Below are 18,479 nucleotides of genomic sequence, written 5' to 3'. Positions count from 1 at the left end.
CCAGATGCCGACGCAGCAGGCCCTGGGTCCGCTGCTGGTGCCGCCGTTCGTGCTGCCGCGGGCGCTGGCGCTCAATTCCGCCGGCACCCAGTTCGCCATCATCATCGGCCCGGCGGTCGGCGGCTTCCTGTACGTCGCCGGTGCTTCCGCGGTGTACGGGGTGTGCGCGCTGCTGTTCCTGCTGGCCATCGTCGCCGTGATGCTGATCCGCATCGACCGCGCGCCCGCCCCGCGCGAGAAGGTGAGCCTGCAGACGCTGTTTGCCGGTATCGGCTTCATCTGGCGGCGCAAGGAAGTCCTTGGCGCGATCTCGCTCGACCTGTTTGCCGTCCTGCTCGGCGGCGCGACCGCCCTGCTGCCGATCTTCGCCCGCGACATCCTGCATGTCGGCCCTTGGGGACTGGGGGTGCTGCGCTCGGCGCCGGCGGTCGGCGCGCTGCTGGTATCGCTCTACCTCGCGCGCCATCCGATCCGGCGCAAGGCAGGCAAGGCCATGTTCGCGTCGGTGGCGCTGTTCGGCATCGCCACTGTGGTGTTCGGACTGTCGACTTCGTTCTGGCTGTCGCTGGCCGCGCTGGCGCTGACCGGAGCCTTCGACATGGTCAGCGTGGTGATCCGGCAATCGCTGGTGCAGCTCGACACGCCGGATGAAATGCGGGGACGGGTCAGCGCCGTCAACTCGATCTTCATCGGCGCCTCCAACCAGCTCGGCGAATTCGAGTCGGGCGTCACCGCCGCCTGGTTCGGCGCGGTGGCATCGGTGCTGATTGGGGGTGCCGGCACGCTGCTGATCGTCGCCGTCTGGATGAAGCTGTTTCCGTCGCTCGCTGCGCGCGAGCAGCTGGCGCGGGACAAATAAAAAACCCGCGCGATCTCAGGGATGCACGCGGGTTTTCGGACTTCTATTGTTCTTGGCGGAAAGGGAGGGATTCGAACCCTCGATACGGGAGAACCGTATACTGGATTTCGAGTCCAGCGCATTCGACCACTCTGCCACCTTTCCTGGTCGTCTTGCAGCGGGTAAAGCCGCAAAGCACGAAAGTATAGCAGGCTTCTTCCCAAATCGGAATAGCCCTCTGTTTCTCTTCATCATCATCCTGTCATAAATCTTGTCTACCATTCACGGGAACGCTCAATATCCGATAAGCAATAAAAGAAGGCTGTCTTGAACTCGCTTCCCCTCTCAACCGCGCCGGCCACCCCGGCGCAGGAGTACGCCGTCATGACCCCAACTACGGCAGATTTCACGAAGGCCGCCCCGCCCGGCGGCCTCGGGCGCGTCAGGCTGTGGAGTCCTGCGGCCAACGACAGGAACGACGGAGAAGAAAAGCAGCCGGAGAACAGGGATGCCATGCTCTTGTCTCGCCTCAAGGAAATCCTGGAACAGCGCCAGCTGAATGCACTCTTCCAGCCCATCATCAACATGCAGCGCGGCGAGATCGTCGGCTACGAAGGCTTGATCCGCGGTCCGTCGGACAGCCCGCTGCATTCCCCGATGAATCTGTTCAAGGTCGCCCTCGCCCACGGCTTGGGCGTCGATGTCGAACATCTTTGCCGGCAGGTTGTCATCGAACGCTTCGCCGAACTCGGCCTGCAAGGCAAGCTGTTCCTGAATGTCAGTCCGGAGATGCTGTTGCAACCGCAGGCGCGGCACGGCGAAACCCTGGCCTATCTGCAGGAAGTCGGGCTGAATCCGGACCGCGTGATCATCGAGCTGACCGAAAACCAGCCGACCTACGATTACGATCTGCTGCGGGAAGCCGCCATGCATTACCGCGGCATGGGCTTCGAGATCGCGATCGATGATCTCGGCGAAGGCTTCTCCAGCCTGCGCCTGTGGTCGGAACTGCGGCCGGAGTATGTGAAGATCGACATGCACTTCGTCCAGGGGATCAACCAGGATCCGGTAAAGCTGCAGTTCGTGCGTTCCATCCAGGAGATCGCCGAGGAATCCGGCACGGTGGTGATTGCCGAAGGCATCGAAACGCAGACCGAGCTGATGATGATCCGCGACCTCGGCATCGCCTATGGACAGGGCTATCACATCGCCCGTCCGCACGCGTCGCCGGCGACGGCGCTGCCGGCGGAGGTGGCCAAGACGCTCAACCGAAACAACGTGGCGGTTTATCCGTACAAGAACGCATTCGAGAATAGCGCCGTGACCGCGGCGCGCCTGCTGCGCATGGTGCCGGCGGCGACGCCGGACATGAACAACACTCAGGTGTGCGAGATGTTCAACGGCGACCCGGAACTGGAAGTGATCCCGGTGGTGGAGAACGGCATTCCCATCGGCCTGATTTCGCGCCGCGACCTGATCGACCGCTTCGCGCGCCTCTATTCGCGCGACCTCTACGGCAGGAAGCCCTGCACGACTTTCATGGATGCCCGTCCGCTCATCACGGACCGGAACACGAGCTTGCAGGAACTGAGCCAGATCATCGTGGCGGCCGACCGCCACCATCTGTCGAACGGCTTCATCATCACCGACCAGGGGCGCTACCTCGGCATGGGCACCGGCCAGGACTTGATGCGCGAGATCACGCAGATGCAGATCAATGCCGCGCGCTACGCCAATCCGCTGACACTGTTGCCGGGCAACGTGCCTATCAACGAACACATCGACCGCCTGATTCACAACCGCGTGCGCTTCGCGGCCTGCTATGCGGACCTCGACCATTTCAAGCCGTTCAATGACGTGTACGGCTACCGCAGGGGCGACGATGTCATCCAGCTGACCGGCAAGATGCTCGGCGCGCATTGCGACCCGGACCGGGATTTCATCGGACACATCGGCGGCGACGATTTCATCCTGCTGTTCCAGAGCGAGGATTGGGAAGCACGCTGCAACGCGGTGCTTGCGGAATTCGCAAGCGTGATCCCACACTATTTTTCAGAGGAAGATCGCGAACGCGGCGGCTACCTGAGCGACGACCGCCGCGGCCAGAAGGTATTCCATCCGCTGATCAGCCTGTCGCTCGGTGCGGTGCGGGTGGAGCCGGGCCAGTACGCATCGCATCATCAGATCGCGACGGCGGCCTCGGATGCCAAGAAACAGGCGAAAAAAATCCCTGGCAACTGCTTGTTCATCGAACGCCGCCAGGGATCTTCTTCGACAGGCCAGTCCGGCTGACCGGCCGGACTGCGCTTATGCTGCTTACGCTGCGCGCGCCAGGCGCTTCATGCCGCCCATGTAAGGCTGCAGCGCTTCAGGGATGTCCACGCTGCCGTCTGCCTGCTGGTAGTTCTCCAGGATGGCGACCAGCGTGCGGCCGACCGCGAGGCCGGAACCGTTGAGCGTGTGCACCAGTTCCGGCTTGCCCTGCGCATTGCGGAAGCGGGCCTGCATGCGGCGCGCCTGGAAGGCTTCGCAGTTGGAGACCGAGGAAATCTCGCGGTAGGTGTTCTGCGCCGGGAGCCACACTTCCAGGTCGTAGGTCTTGGCAGCGCCAAAGCCCATGTCGCCGGTGCACAGCGTGATCACGCGGTACGGCAGCCCCAGCTTCTTCAGGATGTTTTCAGCGTGGCCGACCATTTCCTCGAGCGCTTCGTAGGATTTCTCCGGATGCACGACCTGCACCATCTCGACCTTGTCGAACTGGTGCTGGCGGATCATGCCGCGGGTGTCACGGCCATAGCTGCCGGCCTCGGAGCGGAAGCACGGGGTGTGCGCTGTCATCCGGAGCGGCAGGGCATCGGCGGCCACGATCTCGTCGCGCACCATGTTGGTCAGCGGGACTTCGGAGGTCGGAATCAGGTACAGCGACTCGCCCTCGCCTTCCTGGCCGCCCTTCTTGGCGGCGAACAGATCGGCCTCGAACTTCGGCAGCTGGCCGGTGCCGCGCAGCGAATCGCCGTTGACGATATAGGGCGTGTAGCACTCGGTGTAGCCATGCTCGTTGATGTGCGTGTCCAGCATGAACTGGGCGAGCGCGCGGTGCAGGCGGGCGATGCCGCCCTTCATCACGGCAAAGCGCGAGCCGGTCAGCTTGGCGGCGACATCGAAATCAAGGCCGAGCGCGGCGCCGACGTCCACATGGTCCTTCACCTCGAAATCGAAACTGCGCGGCGTGCCGACCTTGCGCACTTCCACGTTCGCAGTCTCGTCCTGTCCGGCGGGCACGGATTCGTGCGGCAGGTTGGGGATGGCAAGCATGAACTCGCCCATCTTTGCCTGGATCACGTCGAGACGCTCGGCGGAGGCCTTGAGCTCATCGCCGATGCCGGCCACTTCCGCCATTACCGCGGTCGTATCTTCACCCTTGCCCTTGAGCATGCCGATCTGCTTGGACAGCGTATTGCGTTTGCCCTGCAGTTCTTCGGTGCGGGTCTGGATCTGCTTGCGCTCGGCTTCGAGCGCGTTGAACGCGGCGACGTCGAGCTGGAACTTGCGCGCGGCCAGGCGGGCGGCGACGGTGTCGATGTCTTTGCGGAGAAGTTGAATGTCGATCATGGAAATGCCGGGTTGAGAAGACTAAACCGCCATTGTACCAAGCGGCGGGCCACTTCCCGACCCGTACGGAAGGGTAAAAGCTTGATCGCCGCCAAAGCCGGTTCCGGCCGGCTATTTCTTCTCGTTCTTGCGCGCCTCGCGGTCGAGCGAGCGCAGGTAGGCCAGTTTCTCCCCGATCTTGCCTTCCAGCCCGCGCGGCGTCGGCTGGTACCAGCCGGGCTCCCGCATGCCGTCGGGCAGATAGGTTTCACCGGCGGCGTAGGCATCGGGCTCGTCATGCGCGTAGCGGTACAGCTTGCCGTAGCCGAGCTCCTTCATCAGCTTGGTCGGCGCGTTGCGCAGATGCTCCGGCACCGGGCGCGACTTGTCCTTGGCGACGAAGGCGCGGGCGGCATTGTAGGCGTTGTAGACCGCATTCGATTTTGCCGCGCAGGAGAGGAAGACCACCGCCTCGGCCAGGGCGAGTTCGCCCTCGGGCGAGCCAAGGCGTTCGTACACCTCTGCCGCATCCAGTGAAATGCGCAATGCGCGCGGGTCGGCGAGGCCGATGTCTTCCACCGCCATGCGGACGATGCGGCGCGCGAGGTAGCGCGGGTCCGCCCCGCCATCCAGCATGCGCACCAGCCAATACAGCGCGCCGTCCGGGTTGGAGCCGCGCACTGACTTGTGCAAGGCGGAGATCTGGTCGTAGAAGGCGTCGCCGCCCTTGTCGAAACGGCGCAGGTTTTCCGCGAGCGCGGTGCCGAGCAAAGCTTCATCCACTTCCTGCGATTCGTTCGCCGCCGCGGCGCGGGCGACGATTTCGAGGTTATTCAGCAGCTTGCGGCCGTCGCCGTCGGCGCTGGCGATCAGCGTGGCCTTCGCCTCGGGGGTGAAATCGAGGCCATCCAGTTCCTGTATGCAGGCGCGGTCGACCAGTTCGTCAAGGTCTTCGTCCGACAGCGATTTCAGCACGTAGACGGCGGCGCGCGACAGCAGCGCACTGTTGACTTCGAAGGACGGGTTCTCCGTGGTCGCGCCGATGAAGGTGAACAGCCCGCTCTCCACGTGCGGCAGGAAGGCATCCTGCTGGCTCTTGTTGAAGCGGTGCACCTCGTCGACGAACAGGATGGTGCGCCGGCCGGAATTGGCGCGCACGATCTGCGCGTGCTCCACCGCTTCGCGGATATCCTTCACGCCCGACAGCACGGCGGACAAGGCAATGAATTCCGCATTGAAGCTGTCCGCCATCAGGCGTGCCAACGTCGTCTTGCCCACGCCCGGCGGGCCCCAGAGGATCATCGAATGCGGCTCACCCGATTCGAAGGCGACGCGCAGCGGCTTGCCCGGGCCGAGCAGGTGCTGCTGGCCGATCACTTCGTCCAGCGATTGGGGCCGAAGGCGCTCGGCGAGTGGGATGGTTGCCATGTCGGTATTCTTGTAGCGGATCCGTAGGGTGGGTAGAGCGAAGCGAAACCCACCATGTGCCGGGATGCGGTGATTGTCCTACTGCTGGAAAACGTCCGCCCCCTTGGGCACCTCGAAACGGAACTGGTCCGCGGAAATGGCCGGATTCTTCTCGAACTTGCTGAAGGTGAGCACCGACACCTGGCCGAAGGAATCGCGCAATTCCATCGCGCGCGGCACGCCGTCCTTCAAGCCGATGCCGATGCGGTCGAAGGTGGTGTCCTTGGTTTTCGGCGTCGCTTCCAGCCATTCCAGGCCGTCCCTGGCGCCGGCTTCCTTCAACGCGAAGTTCTTTTCGAGATCGTTGCTGCCGAACAGGATCGCCGCCGGCGAGGAGCCGAGCGCGTCGCCCAGCTGCCTGACCGTGACCTGGTTCAGGTCCTTATCGTAGATGTAGAGTTTCTGGCCGTCGGCCTGCAGCAACTGCTCGTAGGGCTTCTGGTAGGTCCAGATGAACTTGCCGGGGCGTGCGAACAGGAAGGTGCCGGTGGACGTGTTGGCCACCGTTTCACCCTTCCCCACCGACTTCACCTGCTTCTGCACGAACTCGCCCTTCGCCGCCTTGGTACTGCCAACGAAGGACTTGAACTGGTCGAGCGCGGAGGCGCTGGCCAGAGCCGGCAGCGCAAGCGCACACGCGGCGACGAGGCGCGCGGCATGCCGGATAAATGTAAAACCAGGACTTGCTGTCTGTTTCAAAGCCGCTTTCCTATTCGGGGTTGTTCGATGCCGGTACCAGGATTTCCCGGTTGCCGTTCGATTGCATCGAAGAAACGAGGCCGCTCTGCTCCATCTGTTCGAGCAGGCGGGCTGCGCGATTGTAGCCGATGCGCAAGTGACGCTGCACGAGCGAGATCGACGCACGACGGTTCTTCAGCACCACGGCCACCGCCTGGTCGTACATCGCGTCGGATTCGCCGTCGCCGCCGCCCGCACCGGCTGCGCCGGGCGCGCCGTCACCTCCTTCTTCGAGGACGCCTCCTTCTAGGATGCCTTCGATGTAATTGGGTTCCCCTTGCGCCTTGAGGTGCTCCACCACGCGGTGCACTTCGTCATCGGACACGAAGGCGCCATGCACGCGGATCGGCAAACCGGTCCCGGGCGGCATGTAGAGCATGTCGCCCATGCCGAGCAGGGTCTCCGCGCCCATCTGGTCGAGGATGGTGCGCGAGTCGATCTTGCTGCTGACCTGGAAGGCGATGCGCGTCGGGATGTTGGCCTTGATCAGGCCGGTGATGACGTCGACCGACGGCCGCTGGGTGGCGAGGATCAGGTGGATGCCGGCGGCGCGCGCCTTCTGCGCGATGCGGGCGATCAGTTCCTCGACCTTCTTGCCGACCACCATCATGAGGTCGGCCAGCTCGTCGATGATGATCACGATGGTCGGCAGTTTTTCCAGCGGCTCCGGCGCATCCGGCGTCAGGCTGAACGGATTGGGGATCTTTTCCTCTTTCTTGTCCGCCTCGGCGATCTTGTTGTTGTAGCCGGCGAGGTTGCGCACGCCCAGCTTGGACATCAGCTTGTAGCGGCGCTCCATCTCGGCCACCGCCCAGTTCAGCGCATTGCCCGCCTGGCGCATGTCGGTCACCACCGGCGCCAGCAGGTGCGGAATGCCTTCGTACACCGACATTTCCAGCATCTTCGGGTCGATCAGGATCATGCGCACATTGTTCGGGTCGGACTTGTAGAGCAGCGACAGGATGGTGGCATTGATGCCCACTGATTTGCCTGAGCCGGTGGTGCCGGCCACCAGCAGGTGCGGCATCTTCGCCAGGTCGGCGACCACCGGATTGCCGGCGATGTCCTTGCCCAGCGCAACCGTCAGGTTTGCGTGGCTGTCGTTGTACACCTTGGAACCGAGGATTTCGGTCAGGCGCACGATCTGGCGCTTCGGATTGGGAAGCTCCAGGCCCATGTAATTCTTGCCGGGGATGGTTTCCACCACGCGGATCGAGGTCAGCGACAGCGAACGCGCAAGGTCGCGCGCGAGGTTGACGATCTGGCTGCCCTTGACGCCGGTCGCGGGTTCGATCTCGTAGCGGGTGATGACCGGGCCGGGATAGGCAGCCACCACTTTTGCCTCGACGCCGAAGTCCGACAGCTTCTTCTCGATCAGGCGGCTGGTGAATTCCAGCGTTTCGACGCTGACGGTTTCCTGCGCCGGCGGAGGTTCGTCCAGCAGCGAGAGCGGCGGCAGGTTGGTGTCGGGAAGATCGGCAAACAGCGATACCTGCTTTTCCTTCTCCACGCGTTCCGACTTCGGCACGGTGACGACCTGCGGTTCGATGCGGATCGGCGGCGCCTCCACGATCTTGGCGCGTTCCTGCACGACTGCTTCTTCGCGCTTGACCGCCGCGACCTGGCCGACCTTGCGGTCCTCGCGCGCCGAGTACAGGTTGCGCACGCCCCGGATGCCGTCCTCGATCACGCCACCCACGCGCTCGGCGACGTTCAGCCATGACACATGGAAGAACAGGCTGAAGCCGACGCCGAAGATCAGCAGCAGGAACAGCGTCGCGCCGGTGAAGCCGAAAGCGCTGTGCGCGGCGCCGCCGAGGAGTTCGCCCAGCACGCCGCCGGGGGCGCGCGGAAGCTGCGCCTTGAGCGTGTACATGCGCAGGTATTCGATGGCGACGCTGCCGAGCAGCATGAGCACGAAACCGATCGCGCGGATCCAGACTTCATGGTGGTGCTCGGGTTCCGGCTCCTGCTGCAGCAGGAAACGCTGCGACAGCCGCCGGTAGCCGGCCCACACCGAGCGCAGCAGGAACACGCAAAACCACCAGGCAGAAAAACCGAAGATGAACAGCGTCAGGTCGGCAATCCAGGCGCCGATGCGGCCGCCCCAGTTTTCGATCTGAGGCACGACATTGGCCTGCGACCAGCCCGGGTCGCTCTTGGCATATGTCAGAAAGACAAGAATGAGGTAAACGGTAACGATGGTCAGCACGAACCAGCGCGCCTCGGACAGGAGGCGCACCAGCCGGTTCGGCAGGGGATGCGCGTCAGGCGGATTGGTGTTGCGGGTATAAGCTTGTGTTGTTTTGGTCATGATGCCTGCGGATTCGGTGAAACGCCGGTGCGCACAGGGGGCGAAATGGTCTCGCCGCTCGGCTGCGGGGTGCGGGTTCGACTATAATCTTAACCAGTTTTTCAGGAGCAATCCCGAATAAGTACTCGGGAAGCGCTTGAATATTGGCCTTTTGGCGACATATGAAAGGCCAGCACGAACGAATTTCTTCACTCCCGCACCTATTCCTATGGCAACCACCAAACACGCCCACGTACTGATTATCGGTTCCGGCCCGGCCGGCTACAGCGCCGCCGTCTACGCCGCACGCGCCAACCTGAAACCCGTACTCATCACCGGCGTCGAACAGGGCGGTCAGCTGATGACCACCACCGATGTCGAAAACTGGCCTGGCGACCCGATGGGTGTGCAGGGACCGGAACTGATGCAGCGCCTGCTGCAGCATGCCGAACGCTTCAATACCGAAATCGTGTTCGATTACATCCACACCGCGAAGCTGACGGAAAAGCCGATGCGCCTGATCGGCGATTCCGGCGAGTACACCTGCGACTCGCTCATCATTGCCACCGGCGCCTCCGCCCAGTACCTCGGCCTGCCTTCCGAGGAAGCCTTCATGGGCAAGGGCGTGTCGGCCTGCGCCACCTGCGACGGTTTCTTCTACAAGGGCCAGGAAGTGGCGGTCGTCGGCGGCGGCAATACCGCGGTCGAAGAAGCGCTGTACCTGTCCAACATCGCCAGCAAGGTGACCCTGGTCCATCGCCGCAACAAGTTCCGCGCCGAGCCCATCCTTGTCGACCGCCTGATGTCTAAGGTCGAGGAAGGCAAGATCGAACTGAAGCTGGACCATACGCTGGACGAAGTCCTCGGCGACCAGAGCGGCGTGACCGGCATCAGCATCAAGTCGACCAAGGACGGCAGCACCAGCAAGCTCGCGCTGCAAGGCGTGTTCATCGCCATCGGGCACAAGCCGAACACCAGCATTTTCGAAGGCCAGCTGGAGATGCATAACGGTTACATCAAGACCCGCACCGGCACCGAAGGCTTCGCCACCGCGACCAACATCGCCGGCGTGTTCGCCGCGGGCGACGTGCAGGACCACGTCTACCGCCAGGCCGTGACCAGCGCCGGCACCGGCTGCATGGCCGCACTCGATGCGCAACGTTATCTGGAAGGCCAGGAAGGCTGATCCACCCGCAGTACCCCGTCCGCAGCGTGCCTCGTTGCGGACGGCATCAGGAAAACATCATGTCTGGCTCCATCAAAGACTTCGCCGCCCTGAAATCCTTGCGGGCGTCAATCAAGGCACAGGAAGAGGCGCGCAAGGCGGCCGAGGAAGAACGCCAGCGGCGCGAGAAAGAAAGCCGGCGCGACGCCGAGCTCTTCCGCCGCAGCGTCGGCAACGTGCAACCGCTCTCCCCCAACGGCAAGGCCGAAACACCGGTTCAGCATCCGCTGCCCATCGCGCGCCAGCGCATGGCCGACGAACAGGCGGCGCTGGAAGAATCGCTCTCGGATGAATTCAACGTCGACACTCTCCTCGACACCGACCATGAACTGAGCTACGCCCGTCCCGGCATCAGCGGCGATATCCTGCGCAAGCTGCGCCGCGGGAACTGGGTGATACAGGCTCAGCTCGACCTGCACGGCATGCGCCGCGAAGAGGCGCGCGAAGCGCTCGCGGAATTCCTGCGCAATGCCGTCAAGCGCGGCCTGCGCTGCGTGCGCGTCATCCATGGTAAAGGACTCGGCTCGGTGAACAAGGAACCGGTCCTGAAGAGCAAGGTGCGCAGCTGGCTGGTGCAGAAGGAGGAAGTGATCGCCTTTTGCCAGGCGCGCGCGGCCGATGGCGGCGCGGGGGCGCTGGTGGTGCTGCTGAAGGCGTAACGTAGCCCTGCACACGGGCACTTGCGCTGCGCTAGACGCCCCACTCTCCCCGTCATCCCGGCGAAGGCCGGGATCCAGCGGCGTTGAAGGTGTGCGAAAGACACTGAGTCCCGGCGTGCGCCGGGACGGCACACCCGCTTGCTTTCCTCCCCACCCCAAGTATCATGCAGGACAAACAACTCCCCGCCTGTCCGCATGACCATCATAAAGATCCTCGAAATCCTTGCGATTCTGGTGGGCGCCTTTTCCGGCTTCATCGAGGCGCGCACCAAGAGGATGGATGTGGTCGGCATCTTCACCGTCGCCTTCATCACCGCCTTCGGCGGCGGCACGCTGCGCGACATCCTGCTCGACAAGCGGCCGCTGTTCTGGGTCACTCACCAGGAATACGCGATCCTGATCTTCCTCCTCGCGCTGGTCGCCGTGCCGGCGATCCGCACCTTGCGCAAGATCGTTTCGGAACGCCTGCTTGTGACGGCCGATGCTCTCGGCCTGGGATTATTTTCGATCGTCGGGGTGTCGGAGGCGCTGGCGGCGGGCATGCCGATTTTCATCGCTTCCATGATGGGCGTCATCACCGGCATCTTCGGCGGCGTGCTGCGCGATATCGTGTGCAACGAGATCCCGATGGTCCTGCGCGACGGCAAGCCTTACGCCATCTGTTCCTTCGCCGGCTGCTGGATGTACCTGCTGATGCAGAAGAGCGGCGTGCCCCTGGATTTTGCGCTGTGGACGAGCGCCCTGGCGATTACGGTCTTCCGCATGGTGACCTGGGCCAAGGGCGTCAAGCTCGATCCTTAGATAGTTCAGATAGCGGACTGTAGGGTGGGTAGCGAAGCGAAACCCACCGAATGCCCCTTGCGGATCACTTGGTGGGTTTCGCTTCGCTCTACCCACCCTACGATCCTTTAAATCTCAGACTGCGTCGGCGCCGGTTTCGCCGGTGCGGATGCGGATCACCTGTTCGACTTCGCGCACGAAGATCTTGCCGTCGCCGATCTTGCCGGTGCGCGCTGCCTTGATGATGGCGTCGACCGCCTGGTCAACCACCTTGTCGTTGATGACGGCCTCGATCTTCACCTTCGGCAGAAAGTCGACGACGTATTCCGCGCCGCGGTACAGCTCGGTGTGCCCCTTCTGGCGGCCGAAACCCTTCACTTCGGTCACGGTCAGGCCGGTGACGCCGATTTCGCCCAGCGCTTCTCGCACTTCGTCCAGCTTGAAAGGTTTGATGATTGCAGTAACCAGCTTCATGACAGCTCCTTAGTTTGTATCACTCACGAAATCGGGAAGTAATCGGATAGCGCCAGTCGCGCCCGAAGGCGCGGTGCGTGACTCGGATGCCGATCGGCGCCTGGCGGCGCTTGTATTCGTTTATTTTAATCAATCGGGTGACGCGCTCTACATCCTCGCTACGATACCCTGCGGCAATGATCTCGGCAATGCTGCGGTCTTCTTCCATGTACATCTGCATGATCGCGTCCAGCGCCTCGTAGGGCGGCAGCGAATCCTGGTCGGTCTGGTCGGGGCGCAGTTCGGCCGAGGGCGCGCGGGTCAGGATGCGGGTCGGGATGACGTCGGACACCGAGTTCCGGTAGTCGCACAGCCGGTAGACCAGCGTCTTGGCGATATCCTTGATCACCGCGAAGCCGCCAGCCATGTCGCCGTACAGCGTGCAGTAGCCGACCGCCATCTCGCTCTTGTTGCCGGTGGTGAGCACGATGGAGCCGTACTTGTTCGACAGCGCCATGAGCATGGTGCCGCGAATGCGCGCCTGGATGTTTTCCTCGGTCGTGTCTTCCTTGAGCCCCTTGAACTCCTCGGCCAGCGTCTTGCGGAAGGCATCGAAGCAATCGACGATGGGGATCTCGTCATAGCGCACGCCGATACGCTTGGCCATGTCCCGCGAGTCGAGCCAGGAAATCTCCGCCGTGTAGGGCGACGGCATCATTACCGCACGCACGCGATCGGCGCCGAGCGCATCCACCGCGATGGCGAGCGTCAGCGCCGAATCGACCCCGCCCGACAGGCCGATGATCGCACCCGGGAAACCGTTCTTGCCGAGGTAGTCGCGCACGCCGAGGACCAGCACCTTGTACACCTGCTCCTCAACCGACAGCTCGGGTGGCAGTTGTGCTGCCTTCGGCTGGGCGCCGTCGAACTCGACGATCTGCAGGTCTTCCTCGCAATGCTTGAGCTGGGCGCAGACGGTGCCCACGCCATCCATCGCAAAGGAGTTGCCGTCGAAGACCAGCTCGTCCTGGCCGCCGACAAGGTTTGCATACACCAGCGGCAGCCCTGCCGAGGAGACGTTGTTGCGCATCACCTCGTAGCGGCGATGCTGCTTGCGCATGTGGAAGGGGGAGCCGTTCGGCACGAGCAAGACCTGCGCCCCCGCTTCCTTGGCGCGCAAGGGCGCGTGCCTGGACCAGGTGTCCTCACAGATATTGATGCCGAAGCGTACGCCTTTCACCTCGAACACGAAGGGTTCGTCGGCCGACGTGAAATAACGCTTCTCGTCGAACACGGTATCGTTCGGCAGGTCGTGCTTGTGGTAGGTGCCGAGGCGCTTGCCGTTCGCGATCACCGACGCGGCGTTATAGCGCTTGCCGGATTGCAGGTCGAGATGGCCGACGACCACGTGTACGTCCCTGAGGTCGGCGATGTCCGCAGCCAGCGCATCGAACTGCTCCGCCGATTTTGCGTAGAATGACTGACGCAGCAACAAGTCTTCCGGCGGATAGCCCGCCAACGACAATTCCGGGGTCAGCACCACATCGGCGCCCATGGCTGCCGCACGGCGTGCAAACTCCGCGATCTTCGCGCGGTTGCCGGCGAAATCGCCGACGGTGCTGTTGATTTGAGCAATGGCAACTTTGACTGTCATGGTAAGTAGGCAAGTTGGGCAAGCGTGAGCGGCACGCGCCGCGCTGAATGGTCTGATATCAATAGTGAATTATCGCACGCGAATCGTTTCCTCCCTTGACGAGATCGGACAGGCAACCTGGGACGGCCTGCTCGGTGCGCAACAGGAGCGCAACCCTTTCCTGTCGTTTGCATTCCTGCATGCATTGCATGCCTCCGGCTGCGCGTCTCCCGACAGCGGCTGGCAGCCCCAGTACCTGACGCTGTGGCAGGGACAGTCGCTGGAGGCCGCGTTGCCGCTCTACGTCAAGTCGCATTCCTATGGAGAATATGTGTTCGACTGGGCCTGGGCGGATGCCTATCGCCGCAACGGCCTCGACTACTATCCGAAGCTCCTGTCCTCGATCCCGTTCACCCCGGTTGCCGGCGCACGCCTGCTGGCGCGAAGCACGAACGCTTCCGATGCGCTGGTTGACGCACTCTGCGCGCTGCAGGAAGGAAACAGACTGTCGTCCACCCACATCCTCTTCCCGCCGGAGGCCCAGGCGCGGAAGCTGCGGGAAGCGGGCTTCATGCTGCGAACGGGCATCCAGTTCCACTGGATCAACCAGGGTTTCCGCGATTTCGAGGATTTCCTGTCATCGCTCGACCGCAAGAAGCGGAAAAACATCCGCGCCGAGCGGCGCAAGGTGCAGGAAGCCGGGGTGAGCTTCCGGCATATCCCCGGAGATGCAGCGAGTGAAGCCGACTGGCGCTTCTTCAAGCGCTGCTATGACCGCACCTATGCCGCCCATTACTCGACGCCCTACCTGAACCTCGATTTCTTCCAACGTCTGGGACGGACCATGCCGCAGCACCTGCGCCTGATCGTGGCCGAGCGCAAGGGCAAGTCCCTTGCCAGCTCCTTCGTGGTCCATGACGACAGCACGCTGTACGGCCGCTATTGGGGGGCGATCGAGGACATTCCCTGCCTGCACTTCGAGACGGCGTATTACCAGCCGCTGGAATTCTGTATCGAACGGCAGATCGGCTGCTTCGAAGGCGGCGCGCAGGGCGAACACAAGATGGCGCGCGGTTTCCTGCCGCACCGGACCTGGTCCGCGCACTGGCTGGCGCATCCGGCCTTTGCCGACGCGGTCGAGCGCTTCCTGCAGCAGGAACGCGGCGGCATCGACGCCTACCTCGACGAGCTCAACGATCACCACCCCTATCGCGTAACTGCGGGTTAATTCCGATCAAATACCGAGAGACAATTGCTCGATCTGATGGAAATCCTCCAGATTCATCCTTGCCAAAGTTAGCGCTTCACGGCATCCTCTGGCCAACATGAACGCGCCTTTGTCCACACCGCCCGCTTCGGCCACTCCGGCCACTCCCGCCCTCAGCCGCATCGGCCGCTTCTACATCACGCGCGAGCTGGGACGCGGAACGGTGGGATGCGTCTACCTCGGCCACGACCCGGTGCTCGGCCGCGATCTCGCAATCAAGACCTACAATCCGCGCCTCACACCGGTCGAGCGTAACCGCTACGAGCATCAGTTCATCAACGAAGCGCGTGCATCCGGCCTGTTGTCGCATCCGCATATCGTCACGATTTACGACGCGTCGGTCGAAAACGGCGAGACCTATATCGCCATGGAGTACCTGCGGGGGCGCGAGCTCAACAAGCTGCTCGACAGCGGGTACCGCTTCCCGCCGGACGAAGTGGCGTCCGTCGTGTGGAAACTGGCCGATGCACTCAACCACGCGCACCAGCGCGGGGTGATCCACCGCGACGTGAAGCCGGCCAACATCTTCATGGTGGGCGACGACCAGCCCAAGCTGGTCGATTTCGGCATCGCACGGTCCCCGAACCGGGTCGCGGACAAGAACGCCAACCCGGACGATCCGGTCACGCTACTGATTGGCAACCGCTTGCTGGGCACGCCCAACTACATGTCGCCCGAACAGGCGACCGGCAAGCCGGTGGACGAGCGCACCGATATCTATTCGCTGGGCGCCGTCATGTACGAGATGCTGGTCGGCCGCAAGCCCTTCCATTCCGAGAGCGCGGAGAAACTGCTGCAGCTGATCGCCTACAAGGCGCCTCCCGCGCCGCACGAGCTCGATGCGCGCATTCCCGAGGCGCTGTCGGGCATCGTGATGAAGGCAATGAGCAAGCGGCCGGAGAAGCGTTACGAGACAGCGGAGAAAATGGCGCTGGACCTCAAGCGCTATCTGGTGCGCCAGCGGCGCGCGCGGCGCGGGATGAAGATCCCGGTCGAGGCGCTGTCGACGGGCGGGCGTGGAATGCCGGCGCAGCGGCACGGGCTGTTGTACTGGGCCGGCTGGGCGTCGCTGGCCGGCGCAGCGGCCATTGCCGCGCGCCTGCTCTTGCGCTAGCGGGTCTGCAGGGCGGTCAGTACCTGCCCCTTCAAGGTCTTGATCAGGGAAGTCTCATCCGGCGGAACGCCTTCCGGCGCCGCCTGCGCCCGGTCCGCATAGAACAGGCCAAGATGCTTGTTCTGCACCACCAGCGGCAACACGATGAAACTGCGTGCGTCCGGCAGCAGCGCGCGGTGCCATGCGGGCAGCAGCTCGCGGATCTTCGGTGCGGTGGCGTCGGAGATCATGAGATCGGCATTGTTTTCCAGCGCCAGATGAAACAGGTCCCGCGCCTTGTGGACGGGGAAGGCAAAGCCGGCCTGGCGCTCGGCGCTCTTCTCTCCCATCGCGATGCGCGCGCGGAACTGGTGGCTGTGCAGGTCTTTCAGGCACACCGTCGCGAAACGGAAGCCCATGCTGCCGTAAAGCGTTTCGAGGACCAGCAGCATCAGGTCGTTCACCTTGCACCGGCCGGACGCCATCATCTGCGTCACATCCTGCATGCCAGCCAGCAGCAGGTCGCGCGCATTCACCGGCTTGCCGCTCGGATGGCGCTCTTTCACCTGCAGGGCCAGCGGCTCTTCCGACAGGTTGAGCAGCAGTTCGCTCGGCAGTCCCGATTCGGTTTCCGAAGCCGGCGGCTGCGCTGGCGCAGCCTGCCTGGGTTCCGCCGCGGCCGGAGCATCCTGGGGCGACGTAGCGTGTCCGTGCTGGTGCTCGTGCTCGTCGCTGTGCAAGGCCAGTTCGGTACTGCTGGCGATGACGCGCGTCTCCTGCGCCACGCCTTCAAACAGCTGGTTGAGCCTGGCATGGTCCAGTCCGAGCGCCGCGCCGAAACGCGTCAGCAGGGCCTTGCACGCCGCTTCCTGGCCTGCCGACCCGGCGGAAGGAATCAGGCGCGCCGCCGCGGAGCTGAAGGCCGCGACCTGCTGCAGCCATTCCTGCCTTCCCTTCGGCGGCTTGAGCACGCCCGGCTGCGGCGGGGTCAATGCCTGCACGATGCTCTCGGGGATATTCCACTCACGCAGCACGGATTCCGCCAGCAGCTCGAAGCTGCAGCCGAGGACGTGCTGCGAAGCCAGTGCCGGCGTGTGCGTGCCGGCTTCCACCAGCCCAGCGATCCTGTCGTACTGTTCGTGGTCGTGCGCGGCAACCAGCACCCGCCCGATGTTCTTGAACAGCGCAGCCACGGCCGCCTCTTCGGCATCCTTGAAATGGCTGCGCCGGGCGATTTCGCGGCCGACGATGCTGGCGCACAGCGCATGGCTGAGTTCGGTGCGCACGCTCTTGGCGTTCTTGCCGGACATGCCGTCGACCAGCAGCATGGCCAGCGCCGCGGTTTTCACCGTGTCGAAACCGAGCAGGAAAATCGCCTTGGACACCGTGGTGACCGGCGTGCCCGAGGCGGTGCGGTAGCAGACGGTATTGGAAATGCGGAGGATCTTTTGCGTCAGTGCGACATCGGACAGGATGAAATGGGCAAGATTCCTGACTGCCTCATCGTCGGAGGATGTCATTTGCACCACGCGCGATACCGAGCTGCCGAGCGCCGGAAGATCTTCTTCCGCGCTGATTTTCCGCAGTAGTTTTTCGAGCGCGCTGTTGGCGGGCTTGCTGTCGTCTCCGGCCCAGAATTCGACTTCGGGCTTTGCCAGCCCTGTATTTTTCGAGACCACGTTCAAAGATTCCTGGATGTGCGCGCTGGGAAAGCAAATGATGACGCATTCGCGCAGCCTTGTCATTGTGCGGCGGAGGGCGTCTGCCTAGAGTTGTATCGGCACAACCTCGCCGATATTGAGGGACTAGCGCAGGCCTTCTTCGACCGCATCGAGGAACAGACGGACTTTCGATGCCAGGTAGCGGTTGGGAAGGTAGATGCCGTACAGCCATTTCTGCGGCTGGGCGACATGGTCGGGCAATAGCTTCACGAGGCGCTTTTCGGCGAGGTCGGCGGCGATCATGAAGTCGGGCAGCAGCGCAATGCCCATGCCGCGCAGCGCGCACTGCCGCAGCCACTCGCTGTTGCCGCAGCGGACGCGCGGCTCGATGCGGACTTCCTTGCGCTTGCCGCCGTGCTCGAAGACCCAGGTTTCGCGCGGTGAGATCTTGGTATCGCTCAAGCAGTCCAGCGCCGCGAGGTCCGCCGCTACGGACGGCATGCGGCGCCGCGCGAAATATGCCGGGCTGGCGGCCAGGCTCCAGCCGATGCGGCAGATGCGGCGCGCATAGACATTCATCGGCGCTTCGTCGACCACGCGCAGCGCCACGTCCAGCGACTCTTCCGCGAGGTCGACAAACCGGTCCGACAAAGTGAGGTCGAGCTGAATGTCGGGATACGCCGCCATGAAACGCTGGACGATATCCGCCAGCCGCGCATTGGCGAGATTGGCCGGGGCAGTCACGCGCAAGATCCCCTGCGGCGCATCCTGCCGCCGCAAC

General features: G+C 63.5%; 15 protein-coding genes and 1 tRNA gene. 7 read left to right on the top strand and 9 right to left on the bottom strand.

Annotated elements, in window-relative coordinates; genetic code table 11:
* Positions 1–859: MFS transporter (locus tag VFF99_RS20325; RefSeq protein WP_325020746.1), on the top strand; the 859-nt coding region annotated here is incomplete at its 5' end.
* Positions 860–912: 53 nt separating this feature from the next.
* Here the strand turns inward: VFF99_RS20325 and VFF99_RS20320 are convergent.
* A tRNA-Ser gene (locus VFF99_RS20320) sits at positions 913–1,003 on the bottom strand.
* A 348-nt stretch (positions 1,004–1,351) separates the two neighbouring features.
* Here VFF99_RS20320 and VFF99_RS20315 point away from each other — a divergent pair.
* Positions 1,352–3,130, top strand: a complete 1,779-nt coding sequence (locus VFF99_RS20315; protein ID WP_325020748.1) for a GGDEF domain-containing protein — start codon at positions 1,352–1,354, stop codon at positions 3,128–3,130.
* A 24-nt stretch (positions 3,131–3,154) separates the two neighbouring features.
* Here the strand turns inward: VFF99_RS20315 and serS are convergent, their stop codons facing one another.
* From serS to VFF99_RS20295, 4 genes are all read right to left on the bottom strand, one after another.
* Positions 3,155–4,450, bottom strand: coding sequence for a serine--tRNA ligase (gene serS, locus VFF99_RS20310; protein ID WP_325020745.1), 1,296 nt, complete (start codon positions 4,448–4,450; stop codon positions 3,155–3,157).
* Between the two features lie 111 nt (positions 4,451–4,561).
* Positions 4,562–5,857, bottom strand: a complete 1,296-nt coding sequence (locus tag VFF99_RS20305) for a replication-associated recombination protein A (RefSeq protein ID WP_325020744.1) — start codon at positions 5,855–5,857, stop codon at positions 4,562–4,564.
* Positions 5,858–5,935: 78 nt separating this feature from the next.
* Positions 5,936–6,595, bottom strand: coding sequence for an outer membrane lipoprotein chaperone LolA (gene lolA / locus VFF99_RS20300; protein WP_414691562.1), 660 nt, complete (start codon positions 6,593–6,595; stop codon positions 5,936–5,938).
* Between the two features lie 10 nt (positions 6,596–6,605).
* Positions 6,606–8,948, bottom strand: coding sequence for a DNA translocase FtsK (locus tag VFF99_RS20295; protein ID WP_325020743.1), 2,343 nt, complete (start codon positions 8,946–8,948; stop codon positions 6,606–6,608).
* Positions 8,949–9,156: 208 nt separating this feature from the next.
* On the opposite strand from VFF99_RS20295, the gene trxB reads away from it, so the two are divergent.
* From trxB to VFF99_RS20280, 3 genes are all read left to right on the top strand, one after another.
* The gene (trxB, locus tag VFF99_RS20290) at positions 9,157–10,113 is read left to right on the top strand and encodes a thioredoxin-disulfide reductase (RefSeq protein WP_325020742.1); all 957 of its coding nucleotides are present in this window, start codon (positions 9,157–9,159) and stop codon (positions 10,111–10,113) included.
* A gap of 59 nt (positions 10,114–10,172) precedes the next feature.
* Positions 10,173–10,811, top strand: a complete 639-nt coding sequence (locus tag VFF99_RS20285; RefSeq protein WP_325020741.1) for a Smr/MutS family protein — start codon at positions 10,173–10,175, stop codon at positions 10,809–10,811.
* A 195-nt stretch (positions 10,812–11,006) separates the two neighbouring features.
* Positions 11,007–11,612 carry a trimeric intracellular cation channel family protein gene (locus VFF99_RS20280; protein ID WP_325020740.1) on the top strand — a complete coding sequence of 202 codons (606 nt, stop codon included), beginning with the start codon at positions 11,007–11,009 and terminating at the stop codon, positions 11,610–11,612.
* Between the two features lie 114 nt (positions 11,613–11,726).
* Here the strand turns inward: VFF99_RS20280 and VFF99_RS20275 are convergent, their stop codons facing one another.
* Positions 11,727–12,065 (bottom strand): P-II family nitrogen regulator, encoded by a 339-nt coding sequence (locus VFF99_RS20275; protein ID WP_325020739.1) that lies wholly within the window; start codon positions 12,063–12,065, stop codon positions 11,727–11,729.
* A 19-nt stretch (positions 12,066–12,084) separates the two neighbouring features.
* The gene (locus tag VFF99_RS20270) at positions 12,085–13,698 is read right to left on the bottom strand and encodes an NAD+ synthase (RefSeq protein WP_325020738.1); all 1,614 of its coding nucleotides are present in this window, start codon (positions 13,696–13,698) and stop codon (positions 12,085–12,087) included.
* A 64-nt stretch (positions 13,699–13,762) separates the two neighbouring features.
* On the opposite strand from VFF99_RS20270, the gene VFF99_RS20265 reads away from it, so the two are divergent.
* Both VFF99_RS20265 and VFF99_RS20260 read left to right on the top strand, forming a co-directional pair.
* Positions 13,763–14,905 (top strand): GNAT family N-acetyltransferase, encoded by a 1,143-nt coding sequence (locus VFF99_RS20265; RefSeq protein ID WP_325020737.1) that lies wholly within the window; start codon positions 13,763–13,765, stop codon positions 14,903–14,905.
* 97 nt (positions 14,906–15,002) lie between these two features.
* Complete coding sequence (locus tag VFF99_RS20260; protein ID WP_325020736.1) at positions 15,003–16,058, top strand: serine/threonine-protein kinase; 1,056 nt, start codon at positions 15,003–15,005, stop codon at positions 16,056–16,058.
* Here VFF99_RS20260 and VFF99_RS20255 read toward each other — a convergent pair.
* Complete coding sequence (locus VFF99_RS20255; RefSeq protein ID WP_325020735.1) at positions 16,055–17,716, bottom strand: HDOD domain-containing protein; 1,662 nt, start codon at positions 17,714–17,716, stop codon at positions 16,055–16,057. The genes VFF99_RS20260 and VFF99_RS20255 overlap by 4 nt on opposite strands.
* A 126-nt stretch (positions 17,717–17,842) precedes the next feature.
* The coding region (locus tag VFF99_RS20250; RefSeq protein ID WP_325020734.1) for a substrate binding domain-containing protein at positions 17,843–18,479 on the bottom strand (637 nt) is incomplete at its 5' end.

It is taken from the genome of Noviherbaspirillum sp., assembly GCF_035654295.1.
Taxonomy (GTDB): domain Bacteria; phylum Pseudomonadota; class Gammaproteobacteria; order Burkholderiales; family Burkholderiaceae_D; genus Noviherbaspirillum.
Note: the sequence above shows the minus strand (reverse complement) of the source record. Positions and strands in the feature narration are given on the sequence as shown.

What these genes read in the sequence shown, in the direction of transcription:
- VFF99_RS20315 (WP_325020748.1), top strand. Translation starts at nt 1,352, where the DNA reads ATGCTCTTGTCTCGCCTCAAGGAAATCCTGGAACAGCGCCAGCTGAAT.
- VFF99_RS20285 (WP_325020741.1), top strand. Translation starts at nt 10,173, where the DNA reads ATGTCTGGCTCCATCAAAGACTTCGCCGCCCTGAAATCCTTGCGGGCG.
- VFF99_RS20270 (WP_325020738.1), bottom strand. Translation starts at nt 13,698, where the DNA reads ATGACAGTCAAAGTTGCCATTGCTCAAATCAACAGCACCGTCGGCGAT.
- VFF99_RS20280 (WP_325020740.1), top strand. Translation starts at nt 11,007, where the DNA reads ATGACCATCATAAAGATCCTCGAAATCCTTGCGATTCTGGTGGGCGCC.
- VFF99_RS20275 (WP_325020739.1), bottom strand. Translation starts at nt 12,065, where the DNA reads ATGAAGCTGGTTACTGCAATCATCAAACCTTTCAAGCTGGACGAAGTG.
- serS (WP_325020745.1), bottom strand. Translation starts at nt 4,450, where the DNA reads ATGATCGACATTCAACTTCTCCGCAAAGACATCGACACCGTCGCCGCC.
- trxB (WP_325020742.1), top strand. Translation starts at nt 9,157, where the DNA reads ATGGCAACCACCAAACACGCCCACGTACTGATTATCGGTTCCGGCCCG.
- VFF99_RS20260 (WP_325020736.1), top strand. Translation starts at nt 15,003, where the DNA reads ATGAACGCGCCTTTGTCCACACCGCCCGCTTCGGCCACTCCGGCCACT.
- VFF99_RS20295 (WP_325020743.1), bottom strand. Translation starts at nt 8,948, where the DNA reads ATGACCAAAACAACACAAGCTTATACCCGCAACACCAATCCGCCTGAC.
- VFF99_RS20305 (WP_325020744.1), bottom strand. Translation starts at nt 5,857, where the DNA reads ATGGCAACCATCCCACTCGCCGAGCGCCTTCGGCCCCAATCGCTGGAC.